We start from the raw sequence: 15,048 nt of genomic DNA, 5'->3' as shown, positions 1-15,048 counted from the left end.
AAATACGAAGCGGGCCCAGCAGGCCCGCCCGTCTTTTCAAAGGACCGGCCGCGGCTCAGGCCGGCATTTCGCGCAGCTTGCGTTCCTGCTCGGTCAGGCTGCGGGTGAAGCCGGGGTTGCGGAAGATGCGGTTGCCGTAGTCCTCGATCGCCTTGCCGTCCTTCGGCATCGGCACGCCCAGCGCGTCGAGCCGCCAGATGATCGGCGCCATCGCGCAGTCGGCCAGGCTCATCTCGGGATTGAGGAAGAACTTGCTCGCCTTGAACAGCGGCACCGAGGCGGTCAGCAGCTCTTTCAGGCGCTTGCGGCCGGCTTCGGCCTGGGCCTTGGTGCCCAGCTGGATGGCCTGCACCTGCGGCACCCAGTCGTGTTCCAGGCGCAGCATCGCCAGGCGCAGGCGCGCCCGCGAAAGCGGGTCGACCGGCATCAGCGGCGGGTGCGGATAGCGTTCGTCGAGGTACTCGCTGACCACGCTGGCGGCATAGAGCACCAGGTCGCGCTCGACCAGGGTCGGCACCGAGTGGTAGGGGTTGAGATCGACGAGATCTTCGGGCGGGTTCTGCGGGTCGACCGGGACCAGATCGTAGGTGACGCCTTTGGCCGCAAGCACCAGGCGCACGCGATGGCACAGCACGCAATCGGTGGAGGAAAACAGCGTCAGGGCATTACGCATACGTGGACTCGCCGCCATTATCGACCTCTCCCAGCCACTGGAATCCGCCAGTGGCAAGACGCCATCCACCCCGTGTGGACGGTCGTCACGGCCTCGATCGCGCAGCCCGCCGCATCAACCAAGGAGCCCGCGCATTGCTGGGCGGGCTCCAAGGGATACAGCAGCGATCAGTGCTTGTCCACGTCTCGCCAGTACTCGAGCTTGAGCAGGTAGGCAATGATGGTGAACATCGCCAGGAACAGGATCACCCACACGCCCATGCTCTGGCGCTTGAGGGCGGCCGGTTCGCCGGCGTACTCGAGGAAAGTGGTGATGTCGCGGACCGCCTGGTTGAAGCCCTTCTCGTCGAGCTTGCCGGGCGTGGTCACTTTCAGACCGTGCACCGGACGGTCGCCCGTCTTCTTGTCGGCTTCACCGAACTCGGCGTGCTGCAGGCCCTGCAGCTCCCACAGCGGGTTCGGCATCGAGGCGTTCGGGAACAGCTGGTTGTTCCAGCCCAGCGGACGCGCCTCGTCCAGGTAGAACGACTTCAGGTACGTGTAGATCCAGTCGGTGCCGCGCACGCGGGCGATCAGGCTCAGGTCCGGCGGCATCTTGCCGAACCACTGGCTGGCGTGTTCCGGCGTCAGGCTGACCTGGATCTGCTCACCGACCTTGGCGCCGGTGAAGTTCAGGTTGGCCATGACGTCGTCCTCGCTCAGGCCGAGGTCTTCGGCCATGCGCGAGTAACGCAGGTACTTGAGCGAGTGGCAGCCCGAGCAGTAGTTCATGTACAGCTTGGCGCCGCGCTGCAGCGACGCCTGGTCGCCCAGGTCGGTGCCCGACTGCAGCAGGTGGCCGCCTTCGGACGCGAAGGCGGTGACCGAAACCAACAGGCCGGCGGCAAAGGTGGCGAGCTTCTTCACGATGTGCGTCTTCTGGAAGGGCTGGCGGACGTCGGTCTGGTTAGTCATGCATCGTCACCCGTTCCGGCACCGGCTTGGTCTTGTCGAACTTGGTCCACAGCGGCATCGTGATGAAGAAGACGAAGTACAGGAAGGTCAGCACGCGGCCGATGATCGTCTCGACCGGGTCGGTACCCGGGCCGGCGCCGATCTTGCCCAGCCACAGGAAGCAGATGGCGAGCATGCCGAGCATGACCTTGGTCAGGATGCCGCGGTAGCGGTGCGACTTCACCGGCGACTTGTCCAGCCACGGCACCAGGAACAGCACCGCGATCGCGGCAAACATCACGATCACGCCGCTGAGCTTGTGCGGGATGACGCGCAACATCGCGTAGTACGGGGTGTAGTACCAGACCGGCTTGATGTGCTCCGGCGTCACCAGGCGGTTGGCCTCGGTGAAGTTGTCATGCTCCAGGAACCAGCCACCGAAGGCCGGCGCGAAGAAGATGACGAACGCGCAGATGATCAGGAAGAAGCTGACGCCGAACAGGTCCTTGACCGTGTAGTACGGGTGGAACGGGATGCCGTCCAGCGGCTTGGTCGAATCCCAGCGGTTGCCCTTCGGGCCCTTCTTGATCTCGACGCCGTCGGGGTTGTTGGAACCGACCTCGTGCAGCGCACCCAGGTGCAGCACGACCAGCAGCAGCAGCACCAGCGGCAGCGCGATCACGTGCAGGGCGAAGAATCGGTTGAGGGTGGCGTCGCCGGGCAGGTAGTCGCCCATGATCCACTCGGTCAGGCCGTTGCCGACTACCGGGATCGCCCCGAACAGCGAGATGATCACCTTGGCGCCCCAGAACGACATCTGGCCCCACGGCAGCACGTAGCCCATGAAGGCTTCGGCCATCAGCACCAGGTAGATCAGCATGCCCAGGATCCACACCAGCTCGCGCGGCTTCTGGTACGAGCCGTACATCAGGCCGCGGAACATGTGCAGGTACACGACGATGAAGAACATCGACGCGCCGGTGGAGTGCATGTAGCGGATCAGCCAGCCCCACTCCACGTCACGCATGATGTATTCGACCGACGAGAACGCTTCAGCCGCTGCCGGCTTGAAGTGCATCGTCAGGAAGATGCCGGTGACGATCTGGTTGACCAGCACGAGCAGTGCCAGCGACCCCATGTAGTACCAGAAGTTGAAGTTCTTCGGCGCGTAGTACTCGGTCATGTGCTTGCGGTACGCCGGCATCATGCCGGGCGCGCGCGCGTTGACCCAATCCCAGGCGCCCAGGGCGGTGCGGGTAATGATGTTCGACATGACTTACGCCGCTCCCTTGCTGCCGGACGACGGATCGACGCCGATGATGATCGTGGTGTCGCCTTCGTAATGATGCGGCGGCACGACCAGGTTGGTCGGCGCCGGGACGCCCTGGAACACGCGACCGGCCATGTCGAAGCGCGACTTGTGGCACGGGCAGAAGTAACCGCCCTTCCAGTCGTCATCGAACGGCTCGGGGCGGATCTCGGCCTTCATTTCCGGCGAGCAGCCCAGGTGCGTGCACAGGCCGACCAGCACGGAGATCTCCGGCTTGATCGAGCGCAGCTCACCGGTGATGTAGGCCGGCTGCTGGTCCTTGTTGTCCGACTTGGGATCGCGCAGGCGCGAGTCCAGGGTCGGCAGCGCATCAAGGATGGCCTTGGAGCGCTTGACGATCCAGATCGGCTGACCGCGCCATTCCAGGATCATGCGCTGGCCTTCCTCAAGGGCGCTGATGTCCGCGGAAATCGGAGCGCCGGCGAGCTTGGCTCGGGCACTGGGATTCCAGGACTTGATGAACGGCACCGCCACAAAACCGGCCCCGACCGCACCGACCACGGCAGTGGTCGCGGTCAGGAACCGACGGCGGCCCTGGTTGACAGGATCATGGACCCCTTGGTTGGCCATCCGGCACTCCGCAAAGCTGTTCGAAGTTACACCGCGTAGCCAGCCACTGGCGACGGCTCGCGGCACAAAAGACGGGGAAGTGTAACGGAACGGTGAATGGCCCGACAATCCGCCGATGTTGCGTAAACCGCCTGCTGGGGCCCGTCAGGCGCCTGGCGGCTCTGGAATCACTGGTTTTGCGGGCCGGTCGCGGGCTGGCAGCGGGCCAGTCGTGGTCAGGCCCGTGGGCCCGGCGGCGGGTTGGCCCGCGCGATCAGCGCACGACGGTGCCCGCGCCGCGGTAGCGCTCGGCCAGCTGGGCCACGCGTACGACGTAGCGCTGGGTTTCGCTGTAGGGCGGCACGCCCTTGTACTTGTCGACGGCGCCCTCGCCGGCGTTGTAGCCGGCCGCGGCCAGGGCCAGGTTGTTGTTGAAGCGCTTGAGCAGCCAGGCCAGGTACTGCACGCCGCCCTGGATGTTCTGGCCGGCGTCGAACGCGTTGCTGACGCCGAAGCGTCGCGCCGTGGCCGGCATCAGCTGCATCAGACCCTGCGCCCCGACCCGCGACAGCGCATTGGGGTTGTAGGCCGACTCGGCATGGATGATCGCGCGCACGATCGCCTCGTCGACCCCGTGCTGGCGGGCGGCCATGGCGATTTCATTGCGGTAGGCGTCGGTGTTGAGCCGGACCGTGCCGAAGTTCACGCCCGGCCGGACGCCGCAGGCATAGCAGGTCTCGATGTAGCTGTAGCGGATGGTGCGCACGGCGCCGGCGTTGGCCACGCCTCGCGGCGCCTGGCTGGTGTAGTGGCGGACGCCATCCTGGATGTACGAGTACACCTGGCCACGCACTACCCGCGGCGCCGTGCTGGCGGCCGCTGTGCTGGCGTAGGAAGCAACGGCGGGCGGCGGACTGGCGGTGCTGGCCACCTGCAACGAGGCAGGCACCGAGACCGGCGCGGCAGGCGCCTGCGCGTGGACCGCGACGGGCGAACCGGCGACGGCGTTGACCGGGGTTGCGTTGCCGATGGCGACCGGCGCCTTGGCCGGCGCGGCGGCGGGTCGACTGCCCCCGTGCGACTGGCTGATCACGATGCAGCGCGCGTTGGGCGGCTTCTTGCTGACGTAGCTGCGACTGCCGTCGGCCAGATCGCAACGGTACAGGGCACCGGCCACGGACGGCGCCGCAGCCAGCAAACAGGCAATCCCCAGTAGCAGTGAGCCCCCCCTCATGGCCGCGAGTGTGTCCTGTCTCCCCTACCGCTACAAGTGCTTGATCGTACTGACTGAAGCGAAACGTGACCCATGCCGCGTCGCGCCCGCTGCCCCCTTTTCCCATGGCGGGCGACGCCGGAGCCCCACCCCCGGCATCGCCCGTTGGGCCCCTGTCATGGCCACGCTCAGGGCGCTGCCCTGGCGTTGCGGTAGCGGTCGGCCAGGACCGCCACCCGTTCGACGTAGCGCTGGGTTTCGCTGTAGGGCGGGACGCCCCGGTAGCGATCGACCGCACCTTCGCCGGCGTTGTAGCCGGCCGCGGCCAGCGTCAGGTTGCCGTTGAAACGCTTGAGCAACCACGCCAGGTACTGCACGCCTCCGCGGATGTTCTGCCCGATATCGAAGACGTTGGCGACGCCGAAGCGCCGCGCCGTGTCCGGCATCAACTGCATCAGACCCTGCGCCCCGACCCGCGACAGCGCGCGCGGGTTGTAGGCCGATTCGGCATGGATGACCGCCCGCACCACCGACTCGTCGACGCCGAAATCGCGCGCGGCCGAGGCGATCTCGCGCCGGTAGGCATCGGTGTTGAGGCTGACCGTGCCGAAGTCGATGCCCGGCTGCAGGTCGCAGGCGTAGCAGGTTTCCATGTAGGTGTAGCGCACCAGGCTGACCGCGCCGATGCCCGCGCGCCTGGCCGGACGGCCGCTGCTGTAAATAACGTCGCCGCCACTGGTGTACCGGTAGACCTCGCCTTGCGCTACCCGCATCGGCATTTGGTCAGGCGTTGCCGCCGTATCGATGCTTGCGACCTGCGGTTCCTGCAGTTCCCGCGCGACCGTGGGCAGCAGCAGCGCCGATTCTCCGACCCGGGACGGCATCGACGGCTGGCTCACCCGGCCCAGCGGGGCGGCGGTCGCGGCCCCAGGGCACGGCGGCGTGGAGACGGCCGCTGAGGCGCTCGCGGCAGGGTCGCCCCCGCGCTCGCAGCGCTCGGGACCGGCGGCCACCGCCGGCGACAATGCCAGCAGGCATACGGCCCCCAACCACCACGCACCTGCCTTCACGGACATTCCCTCGACCCCGGCGGCGCACCTCGCGCCCTGCCCTTCCCCTGATCCAACGCGATCGGCCGCCCGACCCGGCCCGCCCCTGGCGCCGGCGCGGGTAGAATGACGCCCCCTCCGGCGCGGAATAACCGCCGCCCTCCCCGGATCGAGACCATGACCGACACCGCTGCCACCCCTGTTGCCCCCGCCGCCCCCGCTGCCGCCGCCCCGACCGGCGCCAGGAAGCTCTTCATCCAGACCCACGGTTGCCAGATGAACGAGTACGACTCGGCCAAGATGGCCGACGTGCTCGCTGCCAGCGACGGCATGGAGCTGACCGACAAGGTCGAAGAAGCCGACGTGATCCTGATCAACACCTGCTCGATCCGCGAGAAGGCGCAGGAGAAGGTCTTCAGCCAGCTCGGCCGCTGGAAGGCGCTCAAGCAGGGCGGCCGCCCGGTGGTGATCGGCGTCGGCGGCTGCGTGGCATCGCAGGAAGGCGAAGCGATCGTCAAGCGCGCGCCCTACGTCGACCTGGTGTTCGGCCCGCAGACCTTGCATCGGCTGCCGGAACTGATCGCCGCCAAGCGCGCCACCGGCCTGCCGCAGGTCGACATCAGCTTCCCCGAGATCGAGAAGTTCGACCGCCTGCCCGAACCGCGCGCCGACGGCCCGAGCGCGTTCGTGTCGATCATGGAAGGCTGCTCGAAGTACTGCTCGTTCTGCGTGGTGCCCTACACCCGCGGCGAGGAGATCAGCCGGCCGTTCGAGGACGTGCTGGTCGAAGTCGCCGACCTGGCCTCGCAGGGCGTGCGCGAGATCAACCTGCTCGGCCAGAACGTCAATGCCTACCGCGGTCCCATTGCCCCGGCCGAGGATGGCGGGGACGGCGAGGTCGCCGACCTGGGCCTGCTGATCCGCACCATCGCCGAGATCGAAGGCATCGGCCGCATCCGCTTCACCACCTCGCATCCGCTGGAGTTCTCCGACTCGCTGATCGAGGCCTACCGCGACGTGCCCAAGCTCGCCAACTACCTGCACCTGCCGGTACAGGCCGGCAGCGACCGCATCCTGTCGGCGATGAAGCGCGGCTACACCGCGCTGGAGTTCAAGCAGAAGATCCGCAAGCTGCGCGCGGTGCGTCCGGACATCTCGGTGTCGTCGGACTTCATCGTCGGCTTCCCGGGCGAATCGGAGGCCGACTTCGACAAGACGATGAAGCTGATCGAGGACGTCGGCTTCGACCAGTCGTTCTCCTTCATCTACTCGCGCCGTCCCGGCACGCCCGCGGCCGACCTGGAGGACAACGTCTCCGGCGAGGAGAAGCACGCGCGCCTGTCGCGCCTGCAGGCGGCGATCAACGACAACGCCCGCGCGATCGGCCAGGCCATGGTCGGCAGCGTGCAGAGCGTGCTGGTGGAAGGCCCGTCGAAGAGGGATCCGAACGAGCTGACCGGCAAGACCGAGAACATGCGCTCGGTGAACTTTGCCGGCCATCCGCGCCTGGTCGGGCAGTTCGTCGACGTGCTGATCACCGAAGCGCTGAGCAACTCGCTGCGTGGACGCGTGGCCACGGCCGGCGAGCAGGACGCCGCGTAATCGAGCGCCTCTCCCGCGGCGCGGGAGAGGGTTGGGACATCTCCCCTACTTCCCGGCTGTGTACACCGCGCGGCCGTCGACGTAGGTCGCCACGACGGTCAGCTCGCGCAGCCGCGCAGGCGCAATCGCCAGCGGGTCTTCCTTCAGCACGACGAAATCGGCGCGCTTGCCGACGACCAGGCTGCCCACTTCATTCTCGGCGAAACCGGCATAGGCCGCGTCGAGGGTGAAACCGCGCAGCGCCTCGAATGCGGTCAGCTTCTCCTGCGGGAACCACCCACCCACCGGCAGGCCGTGGGCGTCGGCGCGGGTCGTGGCCGCATACAACCCGAAGCGCGGGTCGACCGATTCCACCGGGAAGTCCGATCCCAGCGCAAGGCGTGCGCCGCTGTCGCGCAACTGGCGCCAGGCATACGCGCCGATGATGCGCTGCGGGCCGATGCGGTCCTGCGCCCAGGGCATGTCGCTGGTGGCGTGGGTCGGCTGCATGGAGGCGATGACATGCAGCTGCGCCAGGCGCGGCAGGTCCTGCGGCGTCAGCACCTGGGCGTGCTCGATGCGCCAGCGGTGATCGCCGGCGGCGTCGGCGCCCAGTGCGCGTGCATAGGCTTCGAGTACCTCATGGTTGCCGCGGTCGCCGATGGCATGCGTCGCCACCTGCACGCCGCAGCGCTTGGCCTTGGCCACCGCCGCCGCCAGCGCCTCGGGCGATGTCAGCAGCAGGCCGCGATTGCCGTGCTCGTCGCTGTAGTCCTGCAGCATCGCCGCGCCGCGGCTGCCCAGCGCGCCGTCGGCGTAGAGCTTGACCGTGCGCATCTGCAGGCGGCCCGACGGGTGCCGGTACAGGCCGTCGCGGCACAATTCGGCCAGGGCGTCACCGTCGCCGGCCGCCATGGCGGTGATCCGCAACGGCATCTCGTTGCGGTCGGCCAGGCGCCGATAGAGGTTCAATTCGGCCAGGCTCACGCCGGCGTCGTGGACGCCGGTCAGGCCGTGCTCCACGGCCGACTGCATTCCCAGTGCCAGCGCGCGCTCGGCCGTTGCTTCGTCGAGCGGCGGCCGCGCACCATCCACCAGCGGCATGGCGCCGTCGATGAAGATTCCGGTCGGCTTGCCGGCAGCGTCGCGATCGATGCGGCCGCCATCGGGCTGCCAGCTGCCAGCGAGGTCGCGCTTGACCGCGCGCATCGCCGCGCTGTTGGCCCAGCCGGCATGGCCGTCGATGCGTTCGAGCCAGACCGGGCGGTCGGGGAAGGCGGCGTCGAGGTCGGCGGCGGTCGGGAAGTGCGTTTCCGGCCAGTCGTTCTGGTCCCAGCCGCGTCCGATCAACCAGGCATCGGCCGGCAACTTCGCGGCGAACCCGCGCAGGCGCTGGATCACCTCGTCCTTGCTGGTCGAATCGACCAGGTCGGCGGTGAGCATCGTCAGGCCGAGGCCCGATACATGCCCGTGCGCGTCGATGAGGCCGGGGATGACGGTCGACTCGCCGGCATCGACGCGCTTGGCCTTCGGGTAGCGCTTGAGCAGCGCGGCGGTGTCGCCCAGGGCAAGGATGCGCCCGGTCTCGTCGTAGGCCAGCGCCTGCACGCGCGGCTGGCCGGTGTCCATCGTGTGGATCCTGGCCGCGCTGAGTACGGTGACCTCGGCCGCGGCGGCGCTACCGGCCAGTGCGAGCAACAAGGTGGAAACAGCTATCGCGAGCTTGTGCATTGCGCCTCCCCAGGCGATTGAAGCCGGCAGTTCAAGCCGGCAATCGAAGCCAGTGGACTTTGCGCAATGACGCGGTGGCGCGCAAGTCGTCTGCCCGGAGCGGGGCCTCAGTCCAGGCGTTTGCGGAAGCGCAGGATCGCCGCCGTCATCATCACCGTGATGAAAGCCAGCAGCGCCAGCACCTCCGGCCAGAGCTCCACCAGGGTGGCGCCGCGCAGCATCACGCCGCGGATCAGGCGCAGGAAATGGGTGAGCGGCAGCACCTCGGCCAGCCACTGCACCACCCTGGGCATGCCGGCGAACGGAAACATGAAGCCCGACAGCAGGATCGACGGCAGGAACACGAAGAACGTCATCTGCATCGCCTGGAACTGCGACTGCGCCTTGGTCGAGATCAACAGCCCCAGCGTCAGGTTGGCGACAATCAGCAGCACCGCCGCGAGGTAGACGTCGAGCAGGCTGCCGCGGATCGGCACGTCGAACAGCCACATGCCCAGCACGATCACCAGCGTGGTCTGGATCAGGCCAATGCCGGCATAGGGCAGCACCTTGCCAATCATCAACTCGCTGCTGGTCAGCGGCGTGGCGATCAGCAGCTCCATGTTGCCGCGCTCGCGCTCGCGGACGATGGCCACGGCAGTGAACATCACCATGGTCATGGTCAGGATGATGCCGATCAGGCCCGGCACGATGTTCACCGCCGAGCGCCGTTCCGGGTTGTAGAAGCTGACCACGCTGATCTGGCCAGCGCCGAGCTGGCCGGTGCCCGCGCGCGCCGGTGCGAGGTTGTTGGTCGGAGTGTTGCTGAGCGGCAACTGCGCGAGCTGGACCGCAGCGCTCTGGACCACCGTGTCGCTGCCGTCCACCAGCACCTGCACCGCCTCGCGGCCCTCGTAGCGGCGACGCTCGAAGTCCGGCGGGATCACCACGCCGACGCTGATGTTGCCGCGCCGCAGTTGCTCCATCAGTTCCTGCGGCGAGGTGGCGCTGACCGACGGATCGATCACCCCGGTCGCGACCATGTCCATGACCACCGCGCGCGAGCCGGCGGTGTTGGCCTGGTCGGCCACGCCGGTTTCCAGGCCGCGCAGGTTGAGGTTGATCGCATAGCCGAACAGCACCAGCTGCATCACCGGAATACCGACGATCATCGCCAGCGTGATGCGGTCGCGGCGCATCTGCCGCATTTCCTTCTGCACGATCGCAAGCAGGCGGCGCAGGTTCATGCGGCGCGCTCCTGCGTCGGTTGGCTGCCACTGGTGTCCCGGCCGCGCGTGGCGGACACGAACACGTCCTCGAGGTTGGGCTGCGCGACCTTCACGGTGGCTTCCATCCCGGCGCCGGCCAGCGCCTGCTGCAGGCGTTCGGCGGCGTCGCCATTGCTCTCGTTCAATACGCGCAGCGAATTGCCGATCTGCGCAACGCTGAGCACGCCGGGCACCTTGACCAGCAGTTGCTGCGCGCGCCGCGGCTGCGCCGCCAGGACTTCGACGGTGCGTCCGGCCAGCGCCTGCGTCAGTTCGGCCGGCGTGCCATCGGCGACGAGCACGCCGCGATCGAGGATGGCGATGCGGTGGCAGCGCTCGGCCTCGTCCATGTAGTGGGTGGACACCAGGATGGTGGTGCCGGCATCGGCCAGGTCGAAGAGCTTTTCCCAGAAGTCGCGCCGCGATTCCGGATCGACCGCGCTGGTCGGCTCGTCCAGGAACAGCAGTTCGGGCTTCTGGATCACCGCGCCGGCCAGCGCCAGGCGCTGCTTCTGGCCGCCGCTCATGGTGCCGGCCAGTTGCTTCTGGCGGTCCTCGAAGTGGTACTGCGCGACCAGTTCGTCGATGCGCTTGGCCGCCGCCGCGCGGGGGATGTCCTGCACCGCGGCGAGGAACTCGAGGTTCTCGCGCACGGTCAGGTCTTCGAACAACGAGAACTTCTGCGTCATGTAGCCGATCCGGCGGCGCAGCTCCTCGGCCTGCGCGGGGATGCGCAGGCCCAGCACCTCCACTTCGCCATCGCTCGGGGTCAGCAGCCCACACAACATGCGGATGGTGGTCGTCTTGCCGGAACCATTGGGGCCGAGGAAGCCATAGACGTTGGCGCGCGGCACGCTCAGGTCGACATGATCGACCGCGACCAGGGCGCCAAAGCGCTTGGTCAGTCCGCGCGCGCGGATCGCCAGTTCGTCGGCGCCGGCGTTCACTTCGCGGTCGCCTCGAACTCGACCCGCACCGGCAACCCCGCTGGCAGGTTCGCGGTCTGGCCGCCAACGAGTTCGACTTCGGCCAGGTAACTCAGCCGTGCCGCGTCCTTGCCGATCAATGCGTAGTAGGGAGTGAAGCTGGCCTCGTTGCGGATCATCCGCACCTTGCCCTGCAGCGCACCGTCGCGACCGTCCACGAACACGCGCGCGGACTGGCCGACGCGGACGCCGGCGCGGATCGGCTCGGGCACGTAGACGCGTGCATACGGGGCGGGGCCGACCAGCATGATCGCCAGCGGCGCGCCGACCGGCGCCTGGTCGCCCAGGCGGTACGGCAGGCTGTCGACCACGCCGGCACGCGGCGCGACCAGGTCGAGCTTTTGCAAGGTCACCTGCTGCGATGCCGCCTGCGCCTTGGCCGCGGCCAGCGCCGACTCGCCCTGCGCGATCTGTTCGACGCGTGTGCCGCGTTCGAGCTCGAGCAAAGCCGCCTGCGCGACGCCCACCTGGGCTTCGGCGTTGTGCGCGGCTGCGCGGGCGCGATCGACGTCCGATGCCGCGACCAGTTGTTGCCGACCCAGCGGTTGCAGCCGCGTGTAGTACGCGCGGGCGTCCACCGCCTCGGCCTGCGCGGCGGCCAGGCGCGCGCGTGCCTGGGCGATGTCCTCGCTGCGCGGGCCGGCCTCCAGTTCGGCCAGCACGTCACCGGCCTGGCGCGCCTGCGCCTGCAATGCGGCCAGTTCTGCCTGCGTGCGCGTGACTTCCAGCTGCACCAGGCGCGTGCCGGCTTCGACCCGCTGGCCTTCGCGCACGTCGATGCTGACGATCCGTTCCGGCGCGGTCGCTGGCAACGCGATGCGGTCCCATTCCAGCGTGCCCAGTGCCTGCTCCGGCTCCTTGCCGCAGCCTGCCAGCAGGGCGACGCAGGCCAGGGTCAGCCAGGCCTTGTGCGTTGTCGTGGAGGTGCTCGTCGTGTCGTTCATGGCTGCGCCTTTCATCTCACACCCAGGCCGCGATCCAGCAACGCCAGCGTGTGCCGGCGCAACGCGTCGAAATCCAGGTCGTCGGCCTGGAACATATGGCGCCAGATCGGGGCGCCGGCCGCGGGAAACAGGGTCAATCCGATCAGCGACACCATCAGCAGGCGCGGATCGAGGTCTTCATTGATCTCGCCGCGCTGCTGCGCCTGGGCGAAGCGCGCGGCCATCATCTGCGGCATCTGCGGGCCAATCCGCTCGAACAGGACTCCCCGCAACGCGCCGCCCTCGCACAACACTTCGCGCACCCACAGCGCCGGCAGCCAAGGGTGTTCGGCGACCAGGCGGCCGATGCCCATGACGAACACCGCCACCAGTTCGGCGACATCGTCACCGGCCTGCATCAGCGGCTCGCGCAGGCGGGCGAAGGCCGGAAGGATGCGCTCGACCACCACCGCCTCCTGCAGCTGCTCCTTGTCGCCGAAGTAGTAGTGCAGCAGCGCCGGCGTCACCCCCGCCTCGGTCGCGATGGCGCGCAGCGGCGTTGCCGCGATGCCCTGCCGGGCGAAGCAGGCCAGTGCGCCGTCGAGCAGGCGCTCACGAAGGTCCGGGCTGTCGGGCCCGGGCCGGCCCGGAGCACGACGGATCGCCCCTTTGGCGGGCCTGGACGGCGTACCGGCCTTCCCGGCCGGGGTTTGGCGCGACTGTGTCATGGGCGCTATATTTAATTCAACGATTAATTAGTTTCAACCCCAGGCCGACGAACGGTCGTGGGGCACCGAATCCGCCCGGAGCTGCAACGGCGCGGCCGAGGCCCGTGCCCTATCGTGTCGACAGCCATTGCCCGCAGACCTTGCCGCCATGTCCGACCCGAATCCTTCCTCCACCGTGCTCCAGCGCTGCGCATTGGGCCTGTGGTTCTGCGCCATCGGCGCGCTCGGCCTGCTGCGCTTTGCCATGCGCTACCTGCGCGACGGCGAGCATGCCGGCGACACGGTGATGTGGTTGTGGCTGATCGGCTCATTGCTGGTTGGCGCGGTCGGCGTGTACCTGGTCATCCGCGCCCTCAGGCCTGCAGCCACCGCGCGGCGCGACTGACGCCACGGCTGCCTGCCCGACGGCGATCGCTTTGCGAAATCGCCCGTGCAGGCGCAAGCTGTTTACCCCCCGGCGAGCTGCGCGGCCTGCTCCGCAACACGCGCTCCGCCACGCCCGTTCCGCCACGGAAGACACCTCCTCTCGATGTCCTCTCGAACCACTTCCGAATTCGCCCTCGAACCCGCGCAAGCAGAACGCCTGGCCAACCTCACCGGCCCGTTCGATGGCCACCTGCGCATGATCGAACTCCGCCTGGGCGTGGAGATCGCCAACCGTGGCAACGTCTTCCGCATCGTCGGGCCGCCGCTCGCGGTCAACAAATCCGAACGCCTGCTACGTGATCTCTGGCGCGACACCGCCGAGGAAACGCTGACCGAGCCTGCGATCCACCTGCGCCTGACCGAGATCGATGCCGACGCCGTCGCCGCCGATGACGTCGAACCGCAGGAAGTCAGCATCCGCGTCAAGCGCGGCACGATCCGCGGCCGCGGCGCCAACCAGGCCAAATACCTGCACGCGATCGCGACCCACGACATCAACTTCGGCATCGGCCCGGCCGGCACGGGCAAGACGTTCCTCGCCGTCGCCAGCGCCGTGGAAGCGCTGAACGAGGCGCGCGTGCAGCGCCTGATCCTGGTGCGCCCGGCGGTCGAGGCCGGCGAGAAGCTCGGCTTCCTGCCCGGCGACCTCACCCAGAAAGTCGACCCCTACCTGCGCCCGCTGTACGACGCGCTCTACGAGATGCTTGGCGTGGAGAAAGTGGTCAAGCTGCTGGAGAAGAACGTCATCGAGATCGCGCCGCTGGCCTACATGCGCGGACGCACGCTTAACGATGCGTATGTGATCCTCGATGAAGCGCAGAACACATCGATCGAGCAGATGAAGATGTTCCTGACCCGCATCGGCTACGGCAGCACCTCCGTGGTCACCGGCGACCTGACCCAGATCGACCTGCCCAAGCACCAGAAGTCCGGCCTGCGCGACGCGCTCGATGTGCTGCATGACGTCAACGGGATCAGCTTCACCTTCTTCGAATCGCGCGACGTGGTGCGCCACCCGCTGGTGGCGCGCATCGTCAACGCCTACGACGCCCGCGACGCCAAGGACTCGGCGTCGGGCCCGTCCTCCTGAGCGCAGACGCCATGACCCGGGGCCCCATTCGACTCGACGTTGCCATCAACTATGCAGTTCCGCGCACCGGCATCCCGGCGGCGGTGAGTTTCCGCAAATGGGTGGCGGCCGCGCTGGAAAGCCGCATCCGTGAAGCCGACCTGGCGATCCGCATCGTCGGCACCAAGGAAGGCCGCGCACTCAACCGCCACTACCGCGGCAAGGACTACGCGACCAATGTCCTCAGCTTCCCCGCCGACCTGCCCGCCGGCCTGCCCAAGGGCGTGAAGCTGCCGCTGCTGGGCGATCTGGTGATCTGCGCACCGGTGGTGGCGCGCGAGGCCAAGGAGCAGAAGAAACCGCTGGCCGCCCACTACGCCCACCTCACCGTCCACGGCGCGCTGCACCTGCTGGGCTGGGACCACGAGGACGAGAAGGAAGCGATCTGCATGGAGCAGCTCGAGCGCGAGATCCTGGCCGGACTCGGGATCGAGGACCCGTACCAGGACTGAGCCGGCCGCTGCCCGGACGGTCCATTCCGCGCCGCCCCAGGGGCCGGAAGCCCACCCCAGCCGCATCCGGGGTAGACTCCTCCCGTCGCCCTTCCCCCT

15 protein-coding genes are annotated in these 15,048 nt (G+C 68.2%); 4 read left to right on the top strand and 11 right to left on the bottom strand.

What is annotated here, in order from left to right; genetic code table 11:
• Positions 1 to 55: 55 nt before the first annotated feature.
• From AC1DER_RS16480 to AC1DER_RS16455, 6 genes are all read right to left on the bottom strand, one after another.
• A complete protein-coding gene (locus AC1DER_RS16480) occupies positions 56 to 691 on the bottom strand; it encodes a glutathione S-transferase N-terminal domain-containing protein (RefSeq protein WP_477246031.1) in 636 nt (211 codons plus the stop codon).
• A 149-nt stretch (positions 692 to 840) separates the two neighbouring features.
• Positions 841 to 1,626, bottom strand: coding sequence for a cytochrome c1 (locus tag AC1DER_RS16475; RefSeq protein ID WP_441815165.1), 786 nt, complete (start codon positions 1,624 to 1,626; stop codon positions 841 to 843).
• Positions 1,619 to 2,878: a cytochrome b gene (locus AC1DER_RS16470; RefSeq protein WP_477246028.1), complete on the bottom strand. Its 1,260-nt coding sequence runs from the start codon at positions 2,876 to 2,878 to the stop codon at positions 1,619 to 1,621. Before AC1DER_RS16470 ends, AC1DER_RS16475 begins: the two co-directional genes overlap by 8 nt.
• 3 nt (positions 2,879 to 2,881) lie before the next feature.
• A complete protein-coding gene (gene petA, locus AC1DER_RS16465) occupies positions 2,882 to 3,505 on the bottom strand; it encodes a ubiquinol-cytochrome c reductase iron-sulfur subunit (RefSeq protein ID WP_441815167.1) in 624 nt (207 codons plus the stop codon).
• A 253-nt stretch (positions 3,506 to 3,758) separates the two neighbouring features.
• The gene (locus AC1DER_RS16460; RefSeq protein ID WP_441815168.1) at positions 3,759 to 4,718 is read right to left on the bottom strand and encodes a lytic transglycosylase domain-containing protein; all 960 of its coding nucleotides are present in this window, start codon (positions 4,716 to 4,718) and stop codon (positions 3,759 to 3,761) included.
• A 167-nt stretch (positions 4,719 to 4,885) separates the two neighbouring features.
• A complete protein-coding gene (locus AC1DER_RS16455; protein ID WP_477246023.1) occupies positions 4,886 to 5,581 on the bottom strand; it encodes a lytic transglycosylase domain-containing protein in 696 nt (231 codons plus the stop codon).
• 342 nt (positions 5,582 to 5,923) lie between these two features.
• Here AC1DER_RS16455 and miaB point away from each other — a divergent pair, with 342 nt between their 5' ends.
• Positions 5,924 to 7,348, top strand: coding sequence for a tRNA (N6-isopentenyl adenosine(37)-C2)-methylthiotransferase MiaB (gene miaB / locus AC1DER_RS16450; protein ID WP_477246021.1), 1,425 nt, complete (start codon positions 5,924 to 5,926; stop codon positions 7,346 to 7,348).
• A gap of 45 nt (positions 7,349 to 7,393) precedes the next feature.
• On the opposite strand, the gene AC1DER_RS16445 is transcribed toward miaB, so the two are convergent.
• The 5 genes from AC1DER_RS16445 to AC1DER_RS16425 form a co-directional block, all read right to left on the bottom strand.
• A complete protein-coding gene (locus AC1DER_RS16445) occupies positions 7,394 to 9,058 on the bottom strand; it encodes an amidohydrolase (protein ID WP_477246019.1) in 1,665 nt (554 codons plus the stop codon).
• A 107-nt stretch (positions 9,059 to 9,165) separates the two neighbouring features.
• Positions 9,166 to 10,284, bottom strand: a complete 1,119-nt coding sequence (locus AC1DER_RS16440) for an ABC transporter permease (RefSeq protein WP_477246017.1) — start codon at positions 10,282 to 10,284, stop codon at positions 9,166 to 9,168.
• Positions 10,281 to 11,225 (bottom strand): ABC transporter ATP-binding protein, encoded by a 945-nt coding sequence (locus tag AC1DER_RS16435; RefSeq protein WP_477246088.1) that lies wholly within the window; start codon positions 11,223 to 11,225, stop codon positions 10,281 to 10,283. Before AC1DER_RS16435 ends, AC1DER_RS16440 begins: the two co-directional genes overlap by 4 nt.
• Positions 11,226 to 11,248: 23 nt before the next feature.
• The gene (locus AC1DER_RS16430) at positions 11,249 to 12,235 is read right to left on the bottom strand and encodes an HlyD family secretion protein (RefSeq protein ID WP_477358165.1); all 987 of its coding nucleotides are present in this window, start codon (positions 12,233 to 12,235) and stop codon (positions 11,249 to 11,251) included.
• A gap of 11 nt (positions 12,236 to 12,246) precedes the next feature.
• Positions 12,247 to 12,942 (bottom strand): TetR/AcrR family transcriptional regulator, encoded by a 696-nt coding sequence (locus AC1DER_RS16425; protein ID WP_441815174.1) that lies wholly within the window; start codon positions 12,940 to 12,942, stop codon positions 12,247 to 12,249.
• Positions 12,943 to 13,090: 148 nt separating this feature from the next.
• Here AC1DER_RS16425 and AC1DER_RS16420 point away from each other — a divergent pair, with 148 nt between their 5' ends.
• The 3 genes from AC1DER_RS16420 to ybeY all read left to right on the top strand — a co-directional run bounded on the left by AC1DER_RS16420 (position 13,091) and on the right by ybeY (position 14,949).
• Positions 13,091 to 13,327, top strand: coding sequence for a hypothetical protein (locus AC1DER_RS16420; RefSeq protein ID WP_441815175.1), 237 nt, complete (start codon positions 13,091 to 13,093; stop codon positions 13,325 to 13,327).
• Between the two features lie 144 nt (positions 13,328 to 13,471).
• On the top strand, positions 13,472 to 14,458 hold the full coding sequence (locus AC1DER_RS16415) for a PhoH family protein (protein ID WP_477246012.1): 987 nt from the start codon (positions 13,472 to 13,474) through the stop codon (positions 14,456 to 14,458).
• 11 nt (positions 14,459 to 14,469) lie between these two features.
• The gene (gene ybeY, locus AC1DER_RS16410) at positions 14,470 to 14,949 is read left to right on the top strand and encodes an rRNA maturation RNase YbeY (RefSeq protein ID WP_441815177.1); all 480 of its coding nucleotides are present in this window, start codon (positions 14,470 to 14,472) and stop codon (positions 14,947 to 14,949) included.
• Positions 14,950 to 15,048: the final 99 nt, after the last annotated feature.

It is taken from the genome of Lysobacter sp. 05T417 (assembly GCF_056396405.1).
This window is presented reverse-complemented; position numbering and strand designations above follow the sequence as displayed.

Bases quoted from the DNA above. Each gene is read 5' to 3' on its own strand.
- AC1DER_RS16475 (WP_441815165.1), bottom strand. From the start codon at position 1,626: ATGACTAACCAGACCGACGTCCGCCAGCCCTTCCAGAAGACGCACATC.
- ybeY (WP_441815177.1), top strand. From the start codon at position 14,470: ATGACCCGGGGCCCCATTCGACTCGACGTTGCCATCAACTATGCAGTT.
- AC1DER_RS16445 (WP_477246019.1), bottom strand. From the start codon at position 9,058: ATGCACAAGCTCGCGATAGCTGTTTCCACCTTGTTGCTCGCACTGGCC.
- AC1DER_RS16460 (WP_441815168.1), bottom strand. From the start codon at position 4,718: ATGAGGGGGGGCTCACTGCTACTGGGGATTGCCTGTTTGCTGGCTGCG.
- AC1DER_RS16430 (WP_477358165.1), bottom strand. From the start codon at position 12,235: ATGAACGACACGACGAGCACCTCCACGACAACGCACAAGGCCTGGCTG.
- petA (WP_441815167.1), bottom strand. From the start codon at position 3,505: ATGGCCAACCAAGGGGTCCATGATCCTGTCAACCAGGGCCGCCGTCGG.
- AC1DER_RS16420 (WP_441815175.1), top strand. From the start codon at position 13,091: ATGTCCGACCCGAATCCTTCCTCCACCGTGCTCCAGCGCTGCGCATTG.
- AC1DER_RS16480 (WP_477246031.1), bottom strand. From the start codon at position 691: ATGGCGGCGAGTCCACGTATGCGTAATGCCCTGACGCTGTTTTCCTCC.
- AC1DER_RS16455 (WP_477246023.1), bottom strand. From the start codon at position 5,581: ATGCCGTCCCGGGTCGGAGAATCGGCGCTGCTGCTGCCCACGGTCGCG.
- AC1DER_RS16425 (WP_441815174.1), bottom strand. From the start codon at position 12,942: ATGACACAGTCGCGCCAAACCCCGGCCGGGAAGGCCGGTACGCCGTCC.
- AC1DER_RS16470 (WP_477246028.1), bottom strand. From the start codon at position 2,878: ATGTCGAACATCATTACCCGCACCGCCCTGGGCGCCTGGGATTGGGTC.
- AC1DER_RS16440 (WP_477246017.1), bottom strand. From the start codon at position 10,284: ATGAACCTGCGCCGCCTGCTTGCGATCGTGCAGAAGGAAATGCGGCAG.
- AC1DER_RS16415 (WP_477246012.1), top strand. From the start codon at position 13,472: ATGTCCTCTCGAACCACTTCCGAATTCGCCCTCGAACCCGCGCAAGCA.
- miaB (WP_477246021.1), top strand. From the start codon at position 5,924: ATGACCGACACCGCTGCCACCCCTGTTGCCCCCGCCGCCCCCGCTGCC.